This is a genomic window from Arenibacter flavimaris, from assembly GCF_030291335.1.
Classification (GTDB): Bacteria; Bacteroidota; Bacteroidia; order Flavobacteriales; family Flavobacteriaceae; genus Arenibacter.
In genome coordinates this window covers 1-18842 of sequence record NZ_JASWIM010000004.1, presented here as the reverse complement: position 1 = coordinate 18842, position 18842 = coordinate 1, and the positions used below count along the sequence as shown (strand labels likewise).

At 40.8% G+C, this 18842-nt stretch carries 21 protein-coding genes; 19 read left to right on the top strand and 2 right to left on the bottom strand.

The annotated features are described in order from the left end of the window. Positions 1–119 precede the first annotated feature (119 nt). Genes QSE00_RS04650 through QSE00_RS04630 form a run of 5 tightly spaced genes read left to right on the top strand, consistent with a single transcriptional unit; the run spans position 120 to position 4159 of the window. The gene (locus tag QSE00_RS04650) at positions 120–1100 is read left to right on the top strand and encodes a CBASS oligonucleotide cyclase (RefSeq protein WP_286105026.1); all 981 of its coding nucleotides are present in this window, start codon (positions 120–122) and stop codon (positions 1098–1100) included. Between the two features lie 2 nt (positions 1101–1102). Further along, positions 1103–1618: an HORMA-1 domain-containing protein gene (locus QSE00_RS04645; protein ID WP_286105024.1), complete on the top strand. Its 516-nt coding sequence runs from the start codon at positions 1103–1105 to the stop codon at positions 1616–1618. After that, entirely contained in the window at positions 1618–2502 is an 885-nt protein-coding gene (locus QSE00_RS04640) for an ATP-binding protein (RefSeq protein WP_286105023.1), read from the top strand. Before QSE00_RS04645 ends, QSE00_RS04640 begins: the two co-directional genes overlap by 1 nt. Before the next feature lie 29 nt (positions 2503–2531). Then, positions 2532–3344, top strand: coding sequence for an SMODS-associated NUDIX domain-containing protein (locus QSE00_RS04635; RefSeq protein ID WP_286105022.1), 813 nt, complete (start codon positions 2532–2534; stop codon positions 3342–3344). Beyond that, the gene (locus QSE00_RS04630; protein ID WP_286105021.1) at positions 3341–4159 is read left to right on the top strand and encodes a UPF0489 family protein; all 819 of its coding nucleotides are present in this window, start codon (positions 3341–3343) and stop codon (positions 4157–4159) included. Before QSE00_RS04635 ends, QSE00_RS04630 begins: the two co-directional genes overlap by 4 nt. Positions 4160–4245: 86 nt before the next feature. On the opposite strand, the gene QSE00_RS04625 is transcribed toward QSE00_RS04630, so the two are convergent. Next, a complete protein-coding gene (locus QSE00_RS04625; RefSeq protein WP_286105020.1) occupies positions 4246–4911 on the bottom strand; it encodes an N-acetylmuramoyl-L-alanine amidase family protein in 666 nt (221 codons plus the stop codon). A gap of 165 nt (positions 4912–5076) precedes the next feature. Between QSE00_RS04625 and QSE00_RS04620 the strand changes: the two genes are divergently transcribed. From QSE00_RS04620 to QSE00_RS04555, 14 genes are all read left to right on the top strand, one after another. Next, complete coding sequence (locus tag QSE00_RS04620) at positions 5077–5364, top strand: hypothetical protein (protein WP_286105019.1); 288 nt, start codon at positions 5077–5079, stop codon at positions 5362–5364. Further along, complete coding sequence (locus QSE00_RS04615) at positions 5364–5561, top strand: hypothetical protein (RefSeq protein WP_353477441.1); 198 nt, start codon at positions 5364–5366, stop codon at positions 5559–5561. Before QSE00_RS04620 ends, QSE00_RS04615 begins: the two co-directional genes overlap by 1 nt. 73 nt (positions 5562–5634) lie before the next feature. Beyond that, positions 5635–8052 carry a TraG family conjugative transposon ATPase gene (locus tag QSE00_RS04610; protein WP_286105018.1) on the top strand — a complete coding sequence of 806 codons (2418 nt, stop codon included), beginning with the start codon at positions 5635–5637 and terminating at the stop codon, positions 8050–8052. Between the two features lie 32 nt (positions 8053–8084). Continuing rightward, the gene (locus tag QSE00_RS04605; protein WP_286105017.1) at positions 8085–8675 is read left to right on the top strand and encodes a TrbJ/VirB5 family protein; all 591 of its coding nucleotides are present in this window, start codon (positions 8085–8087) and stop codon (positions 8673–8675) included. Further along, on the top strand, positions 8675–9517 hold the full coding sequence (locus QSE00_RS04600) for a hypothetical protein (protein ID WP_459076832.1): 843 nt from the start codon (positions 8675–8677) through the stop codon (positions 9515–9517). The genes QSE00_RS04605 and QSE00_RS04600 overlap by 1 nt, the downstream gene beginning before the upstream one ends. Positions 9518–9557: 40 nt before the next feature. Then, the gene (locus QSE00_RS04595; protein ID WP_286105015.1) at positions 9558–10172 is read left to right on the top strand and encodes a conjugal transfer protein TraK; all 615 of its coding nucleotides are present in this window, start codon (positions 9558–9560) and stop codon (positions 10170–10172) included. A 12-nt stretch (positions 10173–10184) separates the two neighbouring features. After that, complete coding sequence (gene traM, locus QSE00_RS04590; protein WP_286105013.1) at positions 10185–11162, top strand: conjugative transposon protein TraM; 978 nt, start codon at positions 10185–10187, stop codon at positions 11160–11162. An 11-nt stretch (positions 11163–11173) separates the two neighbouring features. Continuing rightward, positions 11174–11968: a DUF4138 domain-containing protein gene (locus tag QSE00_RS04585; RefSeq protein WP_286105012.1), complete on the top strand. Its 795-nt coding sequence runs from the start codon at positions 11174–11176 to the stop codon at positions 11966–11968. Between the two features lie 63 nt (positions 11969–12031). Further along, complete coding sequence (locus QSE00_RS04580) at positions 12032–12508, top strand: helix-turn-helix transcriptional regulator (RefSeq protein WP_286105011.1); 477 nt, start codon at positions 12032–12034, stop codon at positions 12506–12508. 69 nt (positions 12509–12577) lie between these two features. Continuing rightward, complete coding sequence (locus QSE00_RS04575; protein WP_286105010.1) at positions 12578–13180, top strand: nucleotidyl transferase AbiEii/AbiGii toxin family protein; 603 nt, start codon at positions 12578–12580, stop codon at positions 13178–13180. A gap of 811 nt (positions 13181–13991) precedes the next feature. Next, positions 13992–14381 (top strand): plasmid mobilization relaxosome protein MobC, encoded by a 390-nt coding sequence (gene mobC, locus QSE00_RS04570; RefSeq protein WP_286105009.1) that lies wholly within the window; start codon positions 13992–13994, stop codon positions 14379–14381. After that, the gene (locus tag QSE00_RS04565) at positions 14378–14785 is read left to right on the top strand and encodes a relaxase/mobilization nuclease domain-containing protein (protein ID WP_286105008.1); all 408 of its coding nucleotides are present in this window, start codon (positions 14378–14380) and stop codon (positions 14783–14785) included. The genes mobC and QSE00_RS04565 overlap by 4 nt, the downstream gene beginning before the upstream one ends. A gap of 75 nt (positions 14786–14860) precedes the next feature. Next, entirely contained in the window at positions 14861–16663 is a 1803-nt protein-coding gene (locus QSE00_RS04560; protein ID WP_286105006.1) for a hypothetical protein, read from the top strand. Positions 16664–16824: 161 nt separating this feature from the next. Then, the gene (locus QSE00_RS04555) at positions 16825–17070 is read left to right on the top strand and encodes a DUF6922 domain-containing protein (RefSeq protein WP_286105005.1); all 246 of its coding nucleotides are present in this window, start codon (positions 16825–16827) and stop codon (positions 17068–17070) included. A gap of 13 nt (positions 17071–17083) precedes the next feature. On the opposite strand, the gene QSE00_RS04550 is transcribed toward QSE00_RS04555, so the two are convergent. Next, positions 17084–18307 (bottom strand): site-specific integrase, encoded by a 1224-nt coding sequence (locus QSE00_RS04550; RefSeq protein WP_286105004.1) that lies wholly within the window; start codon positions 18305–18307, stop codon positions 17084–17086. Positions 18308–18842 lie beyond the last annotated feature (535 nt).

Sequence of the window (18842 nt, the reverse complement as noted above, 5' to 3'; positions counted from 1 at the left end):
GTAGCTCCAGTATTGGAGTTACCATAATTAAGATAAATCTGTCAATATGACATAGTTAGCGAAAATTAAAGATTGGCGCAAATATTGAAATCAAAATGTTAAGAAAACACTAAAAGATTATGAGATTAGACAACAATAGCCTCCGTCCTTTTATTGACAAAATAAGGTTACATAAAGACAATATGGGAAAATACAGGGATCAAATTGATAACCTGAAAAAAAAATTAGAGGACAAAATCAAAAATGATGACAGCAACGGATTGAGGGTTACAAAGTTCCTTTTGGCTGGCTCATGGAAAAAACATACAATCCTGCGACCAACAGGAGATAATCCAATAGATATTGATTTGGTACTATATGTTACCGGTGACGATAACATCCAGAATGACTTAAAGAAATTGCATGACTTTATTGTTGAGTACTTAAAAGAAATATATCCACAAAAGGATATAATGCGAGATGTAGATGCCAAAGGAAATACAAAATCTATTAAAATAAGATTTTCTGGTTCGGGACTGGAAGTAGATATAGTGCCTGTGGTTCCTATTGAAAGCCCTAAAAATTATGTTTGGCAACCACAAAGAGGTGGTGGCGGAAAGTATATCACAAGTGTAGAAAACCATCTTGAATTTTCAAACGGGCTCCGCAAGGATAACCCTTCTTACACATCAATTGTAAGGGCTTTGAAATGGTGGAAGAACTATAAAGAACTAAAGCCTTATGACGATGAACCAGGCATTTCTTCATTTTCAATTGAATTGATTGTAGCTTATTTGGATACCACTCAAGGTGTGGAAACAGGTATTGAAGAAGGTATTATAAGATTTTTTCAATTCTTAAGCGAATCAAGTTTTCCCGAAATTTCATTTGACCATGCTATTAACAGTATCCCTTACTACGATACACCCATATACGTAGCGGACGATACCAATAACGAAAATAACTCCGCGAAAAAAATAGATGACAATAAATGGGCAGAAATTATTGAGGAAGCCGAGGATGCCTTCGATTCCCTTAACCTAGCTCAATCAAGAAATAATGAAGGCGCAACTATAGATGAATGGAAGCGTGTTTTTGGTCCAACTTTTAGCTTAAATTAATTATGTATAACACACAGACAAATACAAATACTTATACGGTAGTCGATATCAGAAAAACTTTTGAAAGTTGTGAGGCTGATATTCGCACCATAGCTAGAAGAACCGGCAAATGGTCTACCGACTATGTTGACAAGATAATGCACGATATTATAAAATTGGCAGAGAACAAATATCTCGATAAGGTGTCTATTGCACTTAAAAGAAGGTCAGATGACTATACAATACGTGCGGCAAAGTTTAAAATAAATGAGGATGGTAACAAATCAGATAGTGATAGGGCCGGACGCAATAATGACTGGCAGAACATTGATGATACTTATTTGACCGTATATCTTTCTTACACCAACAGATGGCGAACATTATCTAGTCAACAACAAAAAGAGTTTTATGATAACAACGACTTCAAGATTGGATGGGTAACCACATCTGATGATACAACATTCTCCCATTTAACCTCTAGCAACGCACAGTTATATGCTAGCAAAGGCTATGAACTTCAAAAAACCAACTACAAATAATGGCTGCAATTTTTGACAATACAATTGAACTTCCCAACAAAGAGGTTCAAGCACAAACGGAATCTCTTATTGGGTTTGAAAATAAGTTTAAACGCATATACAATAATCTAAAGTTGCTTTTAGACCAAGATAGTCTTACGGAATGGAGTAAAAAACACCATAAAACCGAGCTACCTATTATAAAACAATTGAAAGAAAAGTACCCATTAATTATTCTCGCAGGAGATGCTGGTACGGGAAAAACCATTTCCGCTGTTTCTATCGCGGATAAGATGACTAGGGAGTTAAAAAAAGAAGGGTTTTTCTTAAAATTGAGCACCCGCGTAAGAGGTGAAGGATTGCATGGCGAAATGGGAAAACTAGTAAATGATGCCTTTTCAGAATTAAAATCTCAGGCGGGCAAAAGACGTTTTGCTTTCCTATTAATTGATGAAGCTGATGCTATCGCAACTACTCGTGGAACAAATCAAATGCATCAGGAAGAAAAGGCCGCTGTAAATACTTTGATACAGAAAATTGATGAAATTAGGGAGTTAAATGGACGGGCAATAATTTTTATGTCAACTAATAGACTGCACTTTATTGATGAAGCTATTCTACGTAGGGCAGCCGTTATATTAGAATTTGAAAGGCCTACCCTTGAAGAATGTAAAGAATTGTACGCTCAAAGTCTATATGGAATGAGTTTTACTGAGAAAGAACTTGATGAGTTGGCCTTGATGTCGGCTACTAATGGAGAATCTGGTTTAGGCTATTCTTTTTCCGATATCCGACTGAAGGTTTTGCCGGAGGCCATTGCAAATGCATATCCTAATCAACCTTTATCTTTTTCAATCTTAAAGGAAACCATTAAATCTATTAAACCAAGCCCAGCGATAAAATGATCCGAAAAATACTTCAAGCGATACTATTCATGGGAATACTTATATACGGGTATTTCTTTTTGTCAGGCTCTGATTTACAACCAGAATTTATTGGAGCCGGAATAATTGGGCTATTTGGTTTATTTGCATTACTTCTTGAAACAATTATAACCAATCACAAAAGGTTATGGTTAACTATTTACAGCAAGTGGTTAGGTCTTAGAGGTCAAAGAATCAGATTTTCCATGTCATATTTGTACCGTATAAAAGTAGATGATAAATACCTATTGGTCAAAAACAACAATTTTTCCCATTATCAATTGGTTGGAGGTAAATACAAGGTACTTGAGGGGACAAGATCTTTCTTGCAAAAAGAGTTTGATGCAATCGATGATCCCAAATTGCCAAATAAAGATTTAATGAAAGATGATTTTGCATTGTTTATTCCAGCCGGAAAGGCAATTAAGTTTTTGGATTGGTTCAATAAAGGTGAAGACCGTGAAATTAGTCATTGGAGAGAGTTTTATGAGGAATTGATTGAGGGCAAGGCAAAATTGTTAGACAAGGAAAAATTCCCATATGTTAATTATAATTTTAAAGGAAAAGTAACAACACCAATAAAAAGAACTCCTGGTTGGAATTGTTACGAAATTTTGCAGTATGATATTTTGGATATTGTGCCAACTCCCGAACAAAGACAAGAGCTTAAAAAATTGCAAGAAAAAGGAGATACAAAATATTACAAATGGGCAGATGCGGAACTGATTCAATGTTTGGGTCACGACAACAGAACAAAAAAACAAGAGTACAATATTGGTATTCACACGAAATGGGCTTTGAATATGAAATGGAGTAAAGAATGAGGGATACTATTAAAACAACTGTAGAATTCAGAAACCCATACCATATAGAACCACCTGGATCTCTTAAGGAAATATTATCGCACCCAGTCATTAATGGGGAGTCCTTGGAGTTAGCCATTTTCCAAGAACATAGATATGCCTTCTTTTTTTGGAATAAATGGGTTCGCGATAGAAGCTTAGCAGATCCACCATGCCTTGTTTCCTTGGATTGGCATCAGGATTTATGCTTCCCCTGTGAAACTGAAAAAAAGTGGCTTAATGCCCTAGATTTATCTAGTGATGCGGACGTTTCAGTTTTTTCATGGGCTAAACTTGCTGGGAACAATGATGGACATATTCTATGTGCAGCATATTTAAATCTTATTGGAAATGTTTATGTGCACTGTAGACAAGGAACGTTTAAGCAGGACTGGGAAGACGAAGAACTTATAGATAAGTTCGGAAACCCACATATAATAAGAAAGTTTGAGAAATATGAAGAACTTGAAGCCAGTATGTTACAATCAAATGAAGAAAAAGTATTTTTTGATATTGATTTGGACTTCTTTGTGCTTGATAGTGGTCTGCATAACGGCACCTTTGACTTTACATATATTGAAGATGAAAGTATTCAAAAAATGCTTCATTATGAAAGACCACTCATGAAATGGATTTTTAACAGGTTGCAAGGTTTTACCATCGCCACCGAACCAGAACACTGTGGGGGTCTTTTAAAGAGCAATAAATTCCTCAGTGTGATAAACAGGTTATATTTTGAGCCGGAATTATTTTCTCCTGATTGTAATTGGAAATGGAAGTCAAAAAAACCTAGATAAGATATTTTTTGCCCAAACGATGACTCCTGAAAGAACAATGGTAAACACATTCCTCAAGTTCTTTACAATCTCAATAAGAAAATCTTTCATAACCGTATATTTAAATAGTTATACAATCCCATCAAAACAGCCAATGCCATAGCCCTGATGTTTTTTGGCTTCAAATAATAATCAGCTTCATCGGCATGGGTCATAAATCCCATTTCAACAAGTACGGACGGACAGTACCCTATAGTTTCCCGGAGTACCTGAAAATTGGCAAACTTCACACCTCGTTCCTTAAAACCCAGATTTCCCGTACTTTCCTTTAAAATAGAAAGACCTGTGGCAATTGATGCCTTGATATGGTTTTCTCCATCTGCGGAAGTATGGACATACACCTCTATTCCCTGCGAAGTCCTGAAAGAGGCATTACAGTGCAACGACACAAACACATCCGCTTTGAGCGCCCTGGCCAACCGACCCCTATCCTTTAGGGAAATCAAGGTATCGGTATATCTGGTCGAGTAGATAGTAAACCTATCAGCAAAAAGGGTCTTGTTAAGTGCTACAATTTCTTTAGCGACATTCAAAACCACATCTTTTTCCAATACATCATTTACACCTATTGCACCGGAATCGGTTCCACCATGTCCAGGGTCAATCACAATTATCTTTTCCTGACCAAAAATCATACAACAATGAAGTGCCAAAAACAGAAAACTGACGTTTTTGAAGCCCAGCCCCTTCCAAAATTTTAGAGTTATCAACATAGGTCCTTCAAATTTCCATACGATTTGATGCCAATTCGCATCAAACAAAAACAATCGGATTTAAAATTTATTTTATTCACAAATAACTGAATATCAATTATTTGAATTACAATATACAGTATTTTTCAAATATCAAAATCAAGTAAATTTTAAATCGATTTCATTATGAAAAAATCATTGTATGTAACCATTCTTTTGCTGTTCATTTCAAGTACGACTTTTGCCCAAATCGGGGGCATCGAAGATTCCGTCAACGATGTTTCCGATACCATCCGTGCCATTTTCCCAATTATTCTGGGAGTTATATTCCTTATCGGCTTCCTTTTCAATGCTGGACATTTCTTCGGTGAAAATGCCGATTTGAAAAAAGGAATCACACGGGTACTGGTCTTTGTACTGATTGCCGGAGCCGTAGTAGGCATCTTTACTTACCTAATCGGAATCGTTGTTTAATGAAACGGTTCGAAGTCTATAAAAACATACGCAAGCGAGCTGTGATTATGGGGTTGCCCATATCCCTGTTCACCTTGATGATGACATCCGTTATTGGCTCTTTATTGTTCATCATCTTTTCGTTCAGTTTTGTGGTCATCGTTTCCGTGTTCCTATGGAACGGGGCATTATATACGGTGCTGACCCACCTTACCTAAAACCCTGCTTTGATGCACATCAAAAAGGTATTTCCACAAACTATCAGCAATAAAAAAGGCAGTCGCTTGAATTATGAAAAAGATTAACCTATCAGCATACCATCCCATTTTGGACATCCAGGGCCATATCATTTTTGCCAACAATGGCAACGTGGTTTTGGGCTATCAGGTTCACAACCCTGAAATCTATTCCCTTTCGGAAAAAGATTTTGAGGACATGCACGGTTCGTGGTTCCAGGCGTTCAAGTCATTGCCCGTGGCCACGGTCATCCACAAACAGGACATTTACCGCAAAAGGCGTTATACGGCGAACAAGTTGCCCAACGATACTTTCCTTCAAAAAGCGACCCACGATTATTTTAAAGGGCGGGATTACCTAAAACATAGTTGCTACCTGTTCTTTGTCCTTCCGTACAACAAGGCATTGAACGCCGCCAAGTTTACCAACCCGTTCCGTAAGGTCGAAAAGGGCATCCATAAACAGATGGACCATACAGTAAAGGAATTCATCGCTTCGGTGAACGATGCCGTTTCCTTTGTCAACAATAGCCGAAGGGTGTCCCTTACACCATTAAAAGAGAACGAAATCCTCGAACTGACCGACGCCTACTTTAACGGGTTCAATGAAGGTTTTGATACCGATATTCAATTAAAGCCTGCCCGCCGTGGTGGGAAATCCAATATCGAAATCGGCGACCATCACTTTGATGTTTTGGCTATCAATAGCGAACTGTGCTTTGGCGATGTGGTGCAGAGTAGCAAGACCAACGATAGGTTCACTTCGGACGATTTTACATTCCATCAGGGATTTATCGATGGATTGGGACTGGACCTCAATGAAAACCATATCGTCAACCAAATCATTTATCTGGATGACAAACACAAATGGCGAAAACTGCTCGACAAGAAAATCGAGGAACTGAAGAAGAGTTCCAATTTCGGCACGCAGAACAAGGTCATCCTAAAGAAAATCGAGGACATAGTTGCCAAGATAAACGAGGACGACAGTTCAAGAATCATCAGAGGCCATCTCAACATCATTTTTTGGGATAAGGATGAAGCACAGTTAGAAAGAATCGCTTCTAAAATAAAAACCGAGTTCAAGGAAATGGACATCATACCGTACTACCCCAAAGGCGAGGAACGGAAAAACTATTTTTCAAACTCCTATTGCTGTTTTACTTCGAACTTTTCCAATGAGGATTTGTATGTCACAGACCTAAAGCATGCACTTTGCCTGTATATCAATAATACCAACTATCAGTCGGATGCTACAGGAGTCATCTTTAATGACAGGCAACATAACATTCCCGTGCTAAAGGATGTATGGGACGAAAAGAAGAAACGTATCAAGGCCCGGAACTTTGCCATTTTCGCCCCAACGGGCGAGGGCAAATCCTTTTTGGCCAACAACATCTTACGCCAATATTTTGAAAGTGGTGTCCGTCTGGTGGTGATTGACTTGGGAGGCTCGTATGCCAAGTTCGCCAAGCTCTATCCCGATAAGCACATCATTTTGCGGTACGAACAAGGAAAAAATCTGGGCATCAACCCTTTTTACATCTCCGATGATAAGGATTTGACACCTGAACGTTTGGAGGATTTGGCCATTTTCATTTTGGAGCTGTTGGCCTCGGGAAAGGCAACCACAAAAGCCGAGGAAGTGGCCGTTAAAAAAGTATTACGGTACTATTATCTAAAAAATAGGAATAGCACCCATTCCCTTGAAAACCTGTATCGGTTCGTTGATGCGAAAAAGGACAGCCTTTTGGAAGAGCTGCACATCCAGGAACAGCATTTCAATATCTATGATTTTCTGCACATCCTTTCGGAATATGTTGATGATGGGTTGTATAGCTTCCTTTTCAACGTCAGCGAGGACCAGACCTATAAAATCGAGGACAAACGCTTGATTGTCTTTGAACTGGACGAAGTGAAGGACAATAAGGAAATCCTCTCGGTGATGCTCAAGCTTATCAAGTCGGCCATCCAACGCACCATTTGGAGGAACAAGGCCGAAAAAGGCATTATCCTTTTTGATGAGTTTGCCAAACAATTGAAGTTCGGCAACGTATTGGAAAGCGTGGAGTTTTACTATCAGGCCATCCGGAAACAGAACGGTGCCATCGGGATTATTCTTCAATCCATCAACCAACTGCCCAACAATTCCACATCGGCAAGCATCCTTGAAAATACCCAGGTCATTTATAGTCTACGTAATGAAAAAGGCTATGCCGAGTTGAAAAACAGATTGAATCTTTCCAATCACGACCTGAACCAGTTAAAATCCATTCGGAACAATCTTACTGGAACACGAAAATATACCGAAATGTTCATCAAAATAGGAAAGGAAAGCAACATTTTCCGATTGGAGGTGCCACCCGAGGTTTTTGCCGCCTACCTCACCGATGGACAGGAAAACGAGTCCATAATGGCCATTTATAGAGAAACAAACGATATGGAAACGGCCATTGGCCGCTTCTTACAATAATCACAATAATAATCACTTTAAAACACAAACAAATGAAGTACAAAATCAAAAAAATAATCTTATCCGCAACGTTGCTCATACTTGTGAGTGCCACTGGCACCCGTGCCACGGCCCAAGGAATGCCCGTATATGACAACACCAACTTTATTTCCTTTATGAAATCGTTGGTCGAATCTGCAAAACAGACCAGCAACCTGATGCAGACCGTCAAGTTTCTCAAACAGCAAAAGGAGAACATCGATAAGGTCAACAATGTCATCAAACAGCTCAAAGCGGTTCAGGAACTGGCAAAGAACAACCAACGACTTTTCAATGTGGTACAGGACGATTTAAGGGACATCCTGAACTCCCCGTTCATCAAGCCCGATGAAGTTACCCGTATATCGGATTCCTTCGACGCCATCATCCAGAACTCAATGGCGAGTATGGAATATATCGACAAAATTCTGTCGAGCGACAACCTGAAAATGACGGATGCCGAACGTGCGGCGGTCCTCAAGGAAAAGGAATTGGAGTCCAAGGAAATGGTAGCCGAAATCGAGGCGAAGACCAGACGGTATCGGGAGATTATCGCCTTTCGTGAAATGCAGCACAAAATCAATAACCGCGAAACCAATTATTGATGTCGGGTATTTTTTTGGGTATAGGACTGGAATATGTGGACACTATTTTCCAGACCATAAAGAATAGTGACTTCTCGCAATATACCATTGGGGGCATGAAGGCCCTTGCGGTACTGTTCTTTTTGGTCAATATCCTGAAAAAATACAACGAGGGCGTAGCGAACAACGAGGGCTATACCTGGGGATTGACCCCTGCGGAACTGGCGAAGAACTTTGCAGTGGTCATTCTGGTCATATTTTCTACACAGGTATTGGGCGTTTTCGATGCCATTTTGGTGGCCATTGAGACCCGATACCGGGACACGGCTCCGGCACTCCTCCCGTTGCAGTTGCAGGATATCGACATCGAACAGGATGTGGGTGCCCTGGAAGCCGCCAAAAAGGCAATGGCCATGCTATATGAAGCCCTAGTCACGCCTTTGTACGGGATGAAGATGCTGGCCTTTATCATCGGGGTGTTCCTTTGGCTGTTGGATTTGTTCATCTATCCCCTGTTTCTGGCGGAGCGGTTTTTCCTATTGGGAATCATGCAGGCGTTTTTCCCGTTGGTCATCAGTTTGGCCGTGTTTGAAAAGTTCAGGTCGCTGGCGTACAATTTCTTCAAGCTGTATGCCGGGGTGTATATGTTGGTACCGGCCTTCTTTTTGGTCAACGTATTCGTGAACAACCTTTACACTGAAATCAACACCAATTTTTGGAGCAATCTGTTCGGAACGGATTGGGGAAGCAGCTTTTTTGCCCCGTTGCTGCAACTGGGCTCCATCGGGTTCATCGTATTCCTGAAGTTTAAACTGTACCGTAAGGCCATCTCGTTCACCCTTAAACTTTTCAGTGGTGGATAAGTGCCTAAGGCACATTAGGTAAATGAAAATTAATTACTATATGAAAACACCTTATAAAAACATATACGACGTCCTAAAGGTGAACCGCTTTATTGTATTGACGGTCGTTATCGGGGCCGTACTGACCTGCATCGTTTCCGTACTGATGGTCATCAAATTACATAAGAAAACTGTGGGCAGTGCCTTTATGGTCAATTCGGACGGTAGCGTGATTCCCTTGAAATTGGTCTCCCAACGGGAAAATCTGAACGTGGAGGCCTTGGCACATTTGGAACTGTTCCATACCTATTTCTACAACATCGATGCGAGCAATTATGAAAGGAATCTGGAAAAGGCATTGTGGTTGGGGAACAGTTCGGTGGATGCCCTGTACCGCCAAAAAAAGGCCGATGGGGTCTACAACCGTTTGTTGCAGTATTCATTGGTGCAAAAAGTGTTGAGTATCGAATCCAAAGTGGATATCGAAAACGAACCCCACAAGTTTGAGACCAGGACCGTTTTTGAAATCAATCGGGGTTCCGTAACCGATACCTACGAGCTTATCACAACGGGGAACCTTATCAAGGTGGATAGGAACTTTCCGAACAATACCCACGGATTGCTGATTACCAATTTTTTTGAAAGCAGCTTACGAAAAATCAATGATGAACAATAAAATTCAGATAATATGAAAGTAGAAAAAAACAAAATCATCTTTTCCATTGTATTGGTATGCATCCTGCTTTTTATAGGTAGCTATGCCATGCTGGTATTGGGCGGGGATGAAGAACCGACTTTGGAAAACAACCAAGTTCCCGTGCCGGAACTGGAGGACGACCAAAAGCAGTACGATTCCAAATTGGATGCCCTGAACGATTTAAAAGAAGTTAGGGAAACCAACGCACCAAGTATCTATGATGAACGGCTGTTGGATTCCACGGGCGTTTATGACCCGGATTTGTTGGACAAGGAAAAGATGAGATTGGTGGACAGTATCTACCAACAAGGGCAGATAAAATATTCGGAACAATCTTATGAAAATATCAATCCGAGGTACAGGCCATCGAAACCGACTATTGAGAAGAAAAAGGACACTATCGATGTCATTCATGAACAGGAAACCGAAGTCGAGGTCAAAGAACGTGCTTTGGAGCACCAGCTCTTTTTTGCTTCCCATCCCATTGAGAATGACGATTTGAGCGCAAAAAATACGGACACGTTCATACACGTCCGTGTGGATGGCACGCAGACCGTCAAGAACAATTATCGCCTACAGATGCGGCTCCTAAAGGATGCCACCATTTACGGGCAGCGTTATTCGAGGAATACGCCCATTTATGGATTTGTCAGTTTTAAGCCCAATCGGGCCATTATCGATATTGAAAACATAGACCATCGACCCGTAAAATTAAGGGCACATGATTATCAGGACGGTAGCGAAGGAATTTATGTAGAGAACAGTTTCAGGGCGGAAGTTACCAATGAAATTGTCGGGGATATGGTGGACGATATCAACATTGCCGGAGTACCACAAGTAAGCGGGTTCAAGAAGATTTTCCAGCGAAACCACCGCAATGTTAAAGTGACGATTACCAATAACTATAAGCTCATTTTAAAAATATCCAAGAACAAATTTCAAGGAAAGCCCATGATGGGCAATTATTAAATATCAATCTTATGAAAACTTTTATCACTTTACTGTTATTGACTTTTACAATCTCGATACAGGCACAGAGACCACTCGATACCATTTATGCCAATGACCAAAAGAACGTTGCTTTGTTCTTTCCCAAACCTATTCGACAGGGTATTACGGGAGCTTCCAATTTTGTGTTTACCTACAATCGTGAAAAGGAACAGTATTTTGGGCTGTTACAAGCAAAACAGGGAACCGAAAGCAATCTTTTGGCCGTTACCAGTAACGGGAAGGTGTATTCCTATATCTTAAAATATTCCGACAAACTTCCCAAACTGAACTACTTCATCGGTGGGGATGAAAGCATCGGCAATGAAATTCCCGCACTAGAAATGCCCAAAACCAAAAACACCGCTACAAACAAGGATAGAACCGCTTATTTTCAAAGGGCAAGCGAATATTTGCTCAGATCCAGTTCTGAAACCATTGCCACAAAACGCAAAAAAGGAATCCGGTTACAGTTGCAGAAAATGGCCTATGACGCTTCCGAGGTATATCTGGTCATTGAGGTCAAGAACCGATCGGTAATCGATTTTGAAATCGACTATCTCAATGTGTACCGGACCAACGGCAATAACAAACGGAAAGCCTCTTACCAGCGGTTAAAACAAGAGGTTGTTTACAAACATAAAATGTCATATTCCATTATCAATGGGCAGAGCCAACGTTTCGTGTATGTACTCCCAAAGTTTGTTTTGGGCGATAACGAAAAACTGATGCTGGAGCTGAAGGAACTGAACGGGAGCAGAAGAGTTGAATTATCCTGGAAAAAGTAAAATCCTAAAACAACGGCATGCATCTTGCAATAAAATGTAAACAATTTTGTTTATATTTGTAATATGATTGCGTATGCAGAAAAATATAAAGGAATGCACCCCGGCTGGGTACTGAAAAGAGAACTAAAAAAGCGTTCCCTTAAGCAACGCCCTTTTGCCCTGTCCATTGGGGAACATCCCCAGACCCTGAACGCCATTACCAAGGAGAGACGTGACCTAAATACCGCATTGGCCCTTAAGATCGAGGATAAACTAGGGTTGGGGGAAGGTAGTTTGGTTCTCTTACAGGCATTTTATGATATCAAGAAAGAGAAAGAGGGTCAGAACGCAAGGACGCCTGATTTTTCGATTTTGCGAAAATCCCTTTTCTGGGATACGGATATCGAAAAAATCGATTGGCAAGGGCAATATAAAGCGGTTATCCGCCGTGTTCTAGAACGTGGCAATGCCCAGGAGAAAAAGGAGATTTCCCGATTTTATGGTGCAAAAAAGGTTGCTGCCGTTGCCAATTCCATAAACGCAACCTTTGCTTCACGCTAGATTAAATCGACCAAAGTGCTCTATTACAATACCATAAACAATCTACTCAAAGATAGCCTTGTCAAATTAATGGGCGCGAAGGAGTTTGAAGGTTTTCGCTTGGTAGGAGGAACCTCCCTCAGTCTTCAAATCGGACACAGGGAATCCGTGGATATTGACCTTTTCAGTGATACCCCCTATGGCTCTATCGATTTTAAGGGCATCGATACCTATTTGGACAAAGAGTTTCCATATGTGGATGATATCCGTGAATTGTTTCCAGGAATGGGAAAATCATATCTCATTGGAAACGATAGAGATAACGCTATAAAGTTGGATGTATTCCATACCGATGATTTCATCACGCCTGTAAAAATCGAGGACGGAATCCGAAAGGCCGCCGTTGAAGAAATAATTGCCATGAAATTGGACGTGGTACAACGGGAAGGACGGAAAAAAGATTTTTGGGACCTGCACGAACTGCTTTCAGGTTATGGCGTTGGGGAGATGCTGCAATGGCACGAAAGACGATATCCCTATGGCCATGATAAATCGTTGATATTACAGAATTTCATCAATTTCGAAAGGGCTGATGAGGACTTTGACCCCATTTGCCTACGAGGAAAATATTGGGAGTTTGTCAAGGAGGATATCAAGGAAACCATCGAAGCATTTGACAAAGGAAATACCTGAAATTCCTACCAAGTAACCCATCATTTCATTAAGGACCTTTTTTTCTAATAAATATTGTTCCAAATCTGAACCAATCCGTTACATTTGTTATGTGAAAGTCCATATTTCACACGACGATGTCCTATAGGATGTCCTATTTCAAATATTGGATTATAAGATTCTGGAATATAGTGGGTTATGGTATAGGTTTCATCTCTGCCACGATTCGAACCGTTTAATTCTAATTTGAGACATCAAATTCTTATTACTCCTTACCAATCACTACTGCACCATAAAATCCTCCGACCATCAGTTTTGCTACTATATGTCATTAAAGGATAAACACCAAAACGAGGTTTGTCTTAAAGCAAAACAGCAATATAAATCTTTCAACCAGGGCATCTGTTTATTTGACCATGTTCCTGCGGAAGTTCAAAAACCTTCCACTCCAAGACTTCCCGGGCGAACCGCTGCGCCGGTCCGCATCCGGGACCTTTCCGTTCCATATTTTTGAACCCCCTCGCACCGCGCAAAAACCCAAGCGGCGAAAAAACCGTTTGCCTTTTCCCTCCCTGCCCACAAAAAGCTTAGATATTTCCTGAATTCCGTAATTTTTTTGATACCATTTAAGACCATTTAAATTCGTCGATTGCTCTTAAATGGTCCCTATTGTCCTTATGTGGTTTTATGTTATAAAATATTGATTATTAGATTGTTATAATTCATTATGATATGTTATATTTATCCACGTAGGTGGATAGCAAGTTATGTTTTAAGCATCTTAAAACGCCTACTTCTTACGAAGTGAAAAACGATAAAATCGATTTAAAAAATGGTTGGAAACAAAGGCGGCAGAAAACAGTTGGGGGACAAGAAAGGGGAGCATGCCATAACGCTTCGTTTCAATGGCAGGGAACTGGAAAAGGTAAAGGCCATCCTGCAGTCCTATAACCTCGATTTTGGGAAAAGGGGAACCGTTGGCCCATTCCTAAGAAAGCTTATCCTTAATAGGGAAACCATAAAGGGGAAACGGATACCCGATAGTATTTCGAACCTCAGTTACCAATTGAACAGGATAGGCACCAACATCAACCAACTGGTCAAGGTGGCCAACTACAAGAACAGGCGAAGCCCAAATTCAAACTTGGACAGGGAGATGCAAAAGGCCAGCGAACTGATGCTGGAACTCATGGAGACCATCAACACCAAAGATCAAGAATGATAGCAAGGATTCTATATCGGAACAGCGTTCAGGGAGTATTGAACTATGTATTGGGCAAGGCCGAAAGCACGATACTCGGCTTCCAGAACACTTATTCTGATACGGACACCAATACGGAGTTTTTTGGAAGGGTCCTCTACTATCTCGGCAACCGGCACGATTCAGAAAAACGGTATGTACATGCCACTATCAATCTTCCCCGTGGCGAACAATTGGACGACAAGGACTTTTTTGAACTTTCCAAAGCTTACATGGAACATATGGGCTATGGGGAACAGCCCTTTATTGTAGTACGCCACTGTGATACCAAGCACGAGCATGTCCATATCGTATCGACCACCATAAAGGAGGATTGTCTGCAGATAAATCTTAACAACGATTTCAGAAGGAACGTGGCCACCTAGAAATACCTAGAAAAGCAGTTCGGGCTCTCCTCGTCGCCCGATACGAAACAGACCAAGGAACTCCCGATATATGGAATGCCCCAATTCAAGAACGAGGACATCAACGGGGTCAGGTTCTATTTGCAGGACATTGTTAGCAACACTTTGCAAAAGTACAAGGTGAGGAGCTTTAAAGAACTTTCCGAATTTCTGAGGCCCCACCACATTCAGCTAAGGACCGTAAATCACAATGGTAGGATAGGCGTATCGTTCGGCATCGAAGTAAAGGACGGCTACAGGTCGAGATTTATCAACGGTTATACCGTCCACTCACAATTGAGCGGTCCAAAACTGCAAAAGGTCTTTGAGCTCAACCAAAAATCCAAGTTATTGCCCATGGTCAAAAAACGGCTGGAAAAACAACTGCGTACCACTTTTGGACTTTTCAGGACCATCGGCCCCGAACACCTTCCCGATATCCTGAGATCCCATCAAAAATTGGATTGTAGGCTAAACTATGACGGACAGGGAAAAGCAGTGGATTTCTCGATATATGACAAATCGGGATATGTCCTCAATAGCAAAGAAATGGAGAAGGATATAGGAATCCTAGAAAACCCGGCACTGTTCGAAAGTGAATATATCCAGATGTATGCGGAAAGCGTTCAGCTGCAATTGGAGCTCCAGCGGTGCATCAAGGAAGCTTATCGGAACACCTATCAAGATTCAAGGAGCAGTGCCCTTTTCTCGGAACATATCGATAGGATGCCCCTAAAGTCCATAGTAACGGAAATGGCCAAATCGGAACGCTTTAGGTTTCTCAGGAAATATCTAAATACCGACAACCGAAACCTGGGCGATCTGATACAAGCGCAATTCGAAATTACAAAGGACAAGCTTTATACTCCGGAATCGATAAGGGAGGAACGGGAATTGCAAACAAAAGCGGGACTGATAAAACAGGCGATCTACAAACAACTGTTGGAACCTACCAAGCAAAGGGAAGTCCTTTTTGAATTTATTCCCAGCCTGGGTACCATATATGACAACGGTAACCTTACCTATGCGAATTCTAACCGGCACAAGGCTGAGCTGAATATGGGCCCAATACCGATGCCAAACCAAATCGATTTTTATGTATCCCCCGGCTTTATAAAGGAAAACGAAAAAGTATTGGACGGAATTCTGAACGACAAAACGGCAAAGGAAATCAAATTAAATCCGACCGCGATATTCCTGCCGTTGATGTTTCCGAACCTCTACCATGCCATGACCCCAACATACAGGCAACAGTTTGAACATCTGAGCATATCTTCCTGCCACAAATTTGCTGAGCGAATGCACGTACCCTTCGAAAAATCCCCGAACGACTATATCCAGTTTTTCAATGCCAAAGGATTTTATTTTGAGAAACAGGGAGAGAAAATATGCATCGGTTCTATATATTCCAAGTACCCGGTAAAAGTTTTTATAGCACCAAAAACACAAGCTTATCTGGAATCATCGAACGACCTAAATAGGATATTGAATAATCAAGCAGAAACTTTGGCTGATATCAGAACCGATGGGCAGGACAATTTGAAAGGCCTCTGGTCTGCACATCTAATGGAGCGGGGGCAATATAAGAAGGCCGCCTATTTGTATATTTTGGAGGGAGTTACACCGAACCTCCCATTACAGTTATTGGAACATCACATGGAGAACGGATTCAAGGAAGCCCTGGTTGCCGTTACCAAAAAACGGATCGATGCCGAACAGAGCCGACTCCTTCGACGAGGAATCTATGCCCTGGGCAATCTGTTGGCAAGCAAAAATTTTAAAGAGGAAGAAGTTTTCAACGGATTTAAGGATGAGCTGACGGATTATTCCAAGCACAAGGGCAGGGGGTTTTCGATGTAGACTTCAAAAAAGCCGTTATATAATAGGTATTGGCACAACACTATGGGTACTTTTATTGTGGTTAGGGAAAGAATTAAAATTGACGACCACCTTCCTATAACCATCGTTAACTTGTCAAAAGTTTGAAAAATCCGTAAATTGGTATTCTAACTTCAATGGCTTTGAGCAAGAAAATACTTCATACAAATCAATTGAATCCTATTACTTTCTGGGACCTCGATCTGAATTTATTGGATATGATAAAAGACAATGATTTTATTATTGCAAGGGGCTTGGAGCGTGGTTCTGATGCGGAAATATGGAATATTGAATCCGTATACTCCCAACAAGAAATCATTGCCGCATTGGAAAGCACCAATTGGGTTTCCAAAAAAGTATTGAATTTTTATAAAACCATTTCAATATGAAGGAGGTTTAGTATCATTCTGAAAGTTTCTTATAAATCTCATCCTGATATGTATCAATTTTGCTTTTCCTAAGACCGGAAAGATATGCCTGTGTTGTGCTTATGCGCCTATGTCCCATCATCTGGGAAATGGCGGTAAGAGGGATGCCGATATCGTCCGCTCCCGATGCGAATGTGTGGCGTGCGGCATAGCTGGTTACGTTTTCTTCGATACCTGCCATTTTCGCAAGTTCCTTAAGATTCTTATTGTACCGTTTTCTCGCCCATGTTACTTTATTGTATTGATCTACTGGATTTCCATCCGGGATGATATCCAACAAATAATCCGATTTTCGCTTGTCCTTGGAAAAGTAGTCCAATATGGGAATAAGTTGGTCATGGATTTTGATATTGAAAGGTTCTTCAGTCTTTTGGCGGGCATATTGGATGCGACCGTCCACGATATTGGAAAGCTTCAACCGTGCCAGATCGACAAACGACATACCATTGAGTAAAAAGCTCATCATGAAGATATTCTTGTCCCGAAACAAGGCGGTGCCCTCATCTAGTTCCAGTTCGGATATCTTACGGATAGCAGAAAGAGTAAGTGCTTTTTTTTGCGGCTTTCCATTTCTTATGGTGTAGTCGTCAAAGGCATATCCTTCCTTGTCCGCAATGCCAGCTTTTATAGCTTTGCGGTTGATTGCCCTAACTGTGCGGAGATATACACTAATACCACCTAATTTGTTGCCTTTGGCCAAGTAATGCCGTTCAAAACGGTTCAAAAAATCAAGGTTCAGCTCGTCAAAAGTAAAATCCCGATTTTTCCTAAAATTTTTAACTGCGTTCAGGGTGTGCTGGTAGACTCGTGCATTGCCAACACGCTTGGCCTGTTTTAATTCTTTGATCTGATTATCGGTGAACTGGAAGAACGTAATTTTGTTCGTTGATTGTGTGATATGATTTCGGACTTCGGAAATACTCATGTATTTTAGCTTTCCATGGTCATCCAATCGGGTAAGGATGTCGACCATATGTGCCATCTTTTTCTGGAGTAGGTTGTTTAATCTCCCTGGGGATTCAGTTCCTTTGAATGAAGGTTTGATTTTTAGTTTATTATCGTCCCAGTCGGTAACCTCAATTTGGTGTCCCGTTGCAATGCTCGTACTCTTACGATTATGGGTAAGCCGAAATATGAGCGGATACGTTTTAGTATTTTTACGTCGGGTGTCCAATGAAATTTTAATATATGTTTTCATCCATCTTGTTTTTCATTGCACGCAGATTGCACGCATAAAGTGATAAAGTATGGTTTAAAATGCAATTAAATATACAAAAAAGCTCTGAAAACCCGCTATTTTAGGTTATATTAGTACATATAACACCAAATCATACCTGCCTGTCACGCAGGGGGTCGCGGGTTCGAGTCCCGTCCGGACCGCTAAAAGCCTTCAACAAAAGTTGAAGGCTTTTTTGTTACCCAACCGGGAACTAGGGGGTCATGACCATTGTTGCGTTTAGGAAAAAATTGTAATTATTTTTAAACGCTGTGTTATAGCACGTTAATTTGTCAAATCTTTAGAGGTAGCTAATGCAATCACTCTACCACTGTTACCTACGGCATTATAAAAATGGTAAACAACGCCATTCCATTTTATTACCCAGGGTTTATGGGATCAAGTCCGAAATCTGGGTTTTTACCATTTTAAGAATATAATTTAATCAAGCGATATAAGAAGTATTCCGTATTCCTGACTCCCCTAAATTGTGATCTAAAAGCCTTTACTTTGGCAT

What these genes read in the sequence shown, in the direction of transcription:
- QSE00_RS04580 (WP_286105011.1), top strand. Translation starts at nt 12,032, where the DNA reads ATGATTGCGTATGCAGAAAAATATAAAGGAATGCACCCCGGCTGGGTA.
- QSE00_RS04650 (WP_286105026.1), top strand. Translation starts at nt 120, where the DNA reads ATGAGATTAGACAACAATAGCCTCCGTCCTTTTATTGACAAAATAAGG.
- QSE00_RS04550 (WP_286105004.1), bottom strand. Translation starts at nt 18,307, where the DNA reads ATGAAAACATATATTAAAATTTCATTGGACACCCGACGTAAAAATACT.
- mobC (WP_286105009.1), top strand. Translation starts at nt 13,992, where the DNA reads ATGGTTGGAAACAAAGGCGGCAGAAAACAGTTGGGGGACAAGAAAGGG.
- QSE00_RS04640 (WP_286105023.1), top strand. Translation starts at nt 1,618, where the DNA reads ATGGCTGCAATTTTTGACAATACAATTGAACTTCCCAACAAAGAGGTT.
- QSE00_RS04595 (WP_286105015.1), top strand. Translation starts at nt 9,558, where the DNA reads ATGAAAACACCTTATAAAAACATATACGACGTCCTAAAGGTGAACCGC.
- QSE00_RS04575 (WP_286105010.1), top strand. Translation starts at nt 12,578, where the DNA reads ATGGGCGCGAAGGAGTTTGAAGGTTTTCGCTTGGTAGGAGGAACCTCC.
- QSE00_RS04565 (WP_286105008.1), top strand. Translation starts at nt 14,378, where the DNA reads ATGATAGCAAGGATTCTATATCGGAACAGCGTTCAGGGAGTATTGAAC.
- QSE00_RS04635 (WP_286105022.1), top strand. Translation starts at nt 2,532, where the DNA reads ATGGGAATACTTATATACGGGTATTTCTTTTTGTCAGGCTCTGATTTA.
- QSE00_RS04630 (WP_286105021.1), top strand. Translation starts at nt 3,341, where the DNA reads ATGAGGGATACTATTAAAACAACTGTAGAATTCAGAAACCCATACCAT.
- QSE00_RS04600 (WP_459076832.1), top strand. Translation starts at nt 8,675, where the DNA reads ATGTCGGGTATTTTTTTGGGTATAGGACTGGAATATGTGGACACTATT.
- QSE00_RS04560 (WP_286105006.1), top strand. Translation starts at nt 14,861, where the DNA reads ATGCCCCAATTCAAGAACGAGGACATCAACGGGGTCAGGTTCTATTTG.
- traM (WP_286105013.1), top strand. Translation starts at nt 10,185, where the DNA reads ATGAAAGTAGAAAAAAACAAAATCATCTTTTCCATTGTATTGGTATGC.
- QSE00_RS04610 (WP_286105018.1), top strand. Translation starts at nt 5,635, where the DNA reads ATGAAAAAGATTAACCTATCAGCATACCATCCCATTTTGGACATCCAG.
- QSE00_RS04620 (WP_286105019.1), top strand. Translation starts at nt 5,077, where the DNA reads ATGAAAAAATCATTGTATGTAACCATTCTTTTGCTGTTCATTTCAAGT.
- QSE00_RS04625 (WP_286105020.1), bottom strand. Translation starts at nt 4,911, where the DNA reads ATGTTGATAACTCTAAAATTTTGGAAGGGGCTGGGCTTCAAAAACGTC.
- QSE00_RS04615 (WP_353477441.1), top strand. Translation starts at nt 5,364, where the DNA reads ATGAAACGGTTCGAAGTCTATAAAAACATACGCAAGCGAGCTGTGATT.
- QSE00_RS04585 (WP_286105012.1), top strand. Translation starts at nt 11,174, where the DNA reads ATGAAAACTTTTATCACTTTACTGTTATTGACTTTTACAATCTCGATA.
- QSE00_RS04605 (WP_286105017.1), top strand. Translation starts at nt 8,085, where the DNA reads ATGAAGTACAAAATCAAAAAAATAATCTTATCCGCAACGTTGCTCATA.
- QSE00_RS04645 (WP_286105024.1), top strand. Translation starts at nt 1,103, where the DNA reads ATGTATAACACACAGACAAATACAAATACTTATACGGTAGTCGATATC.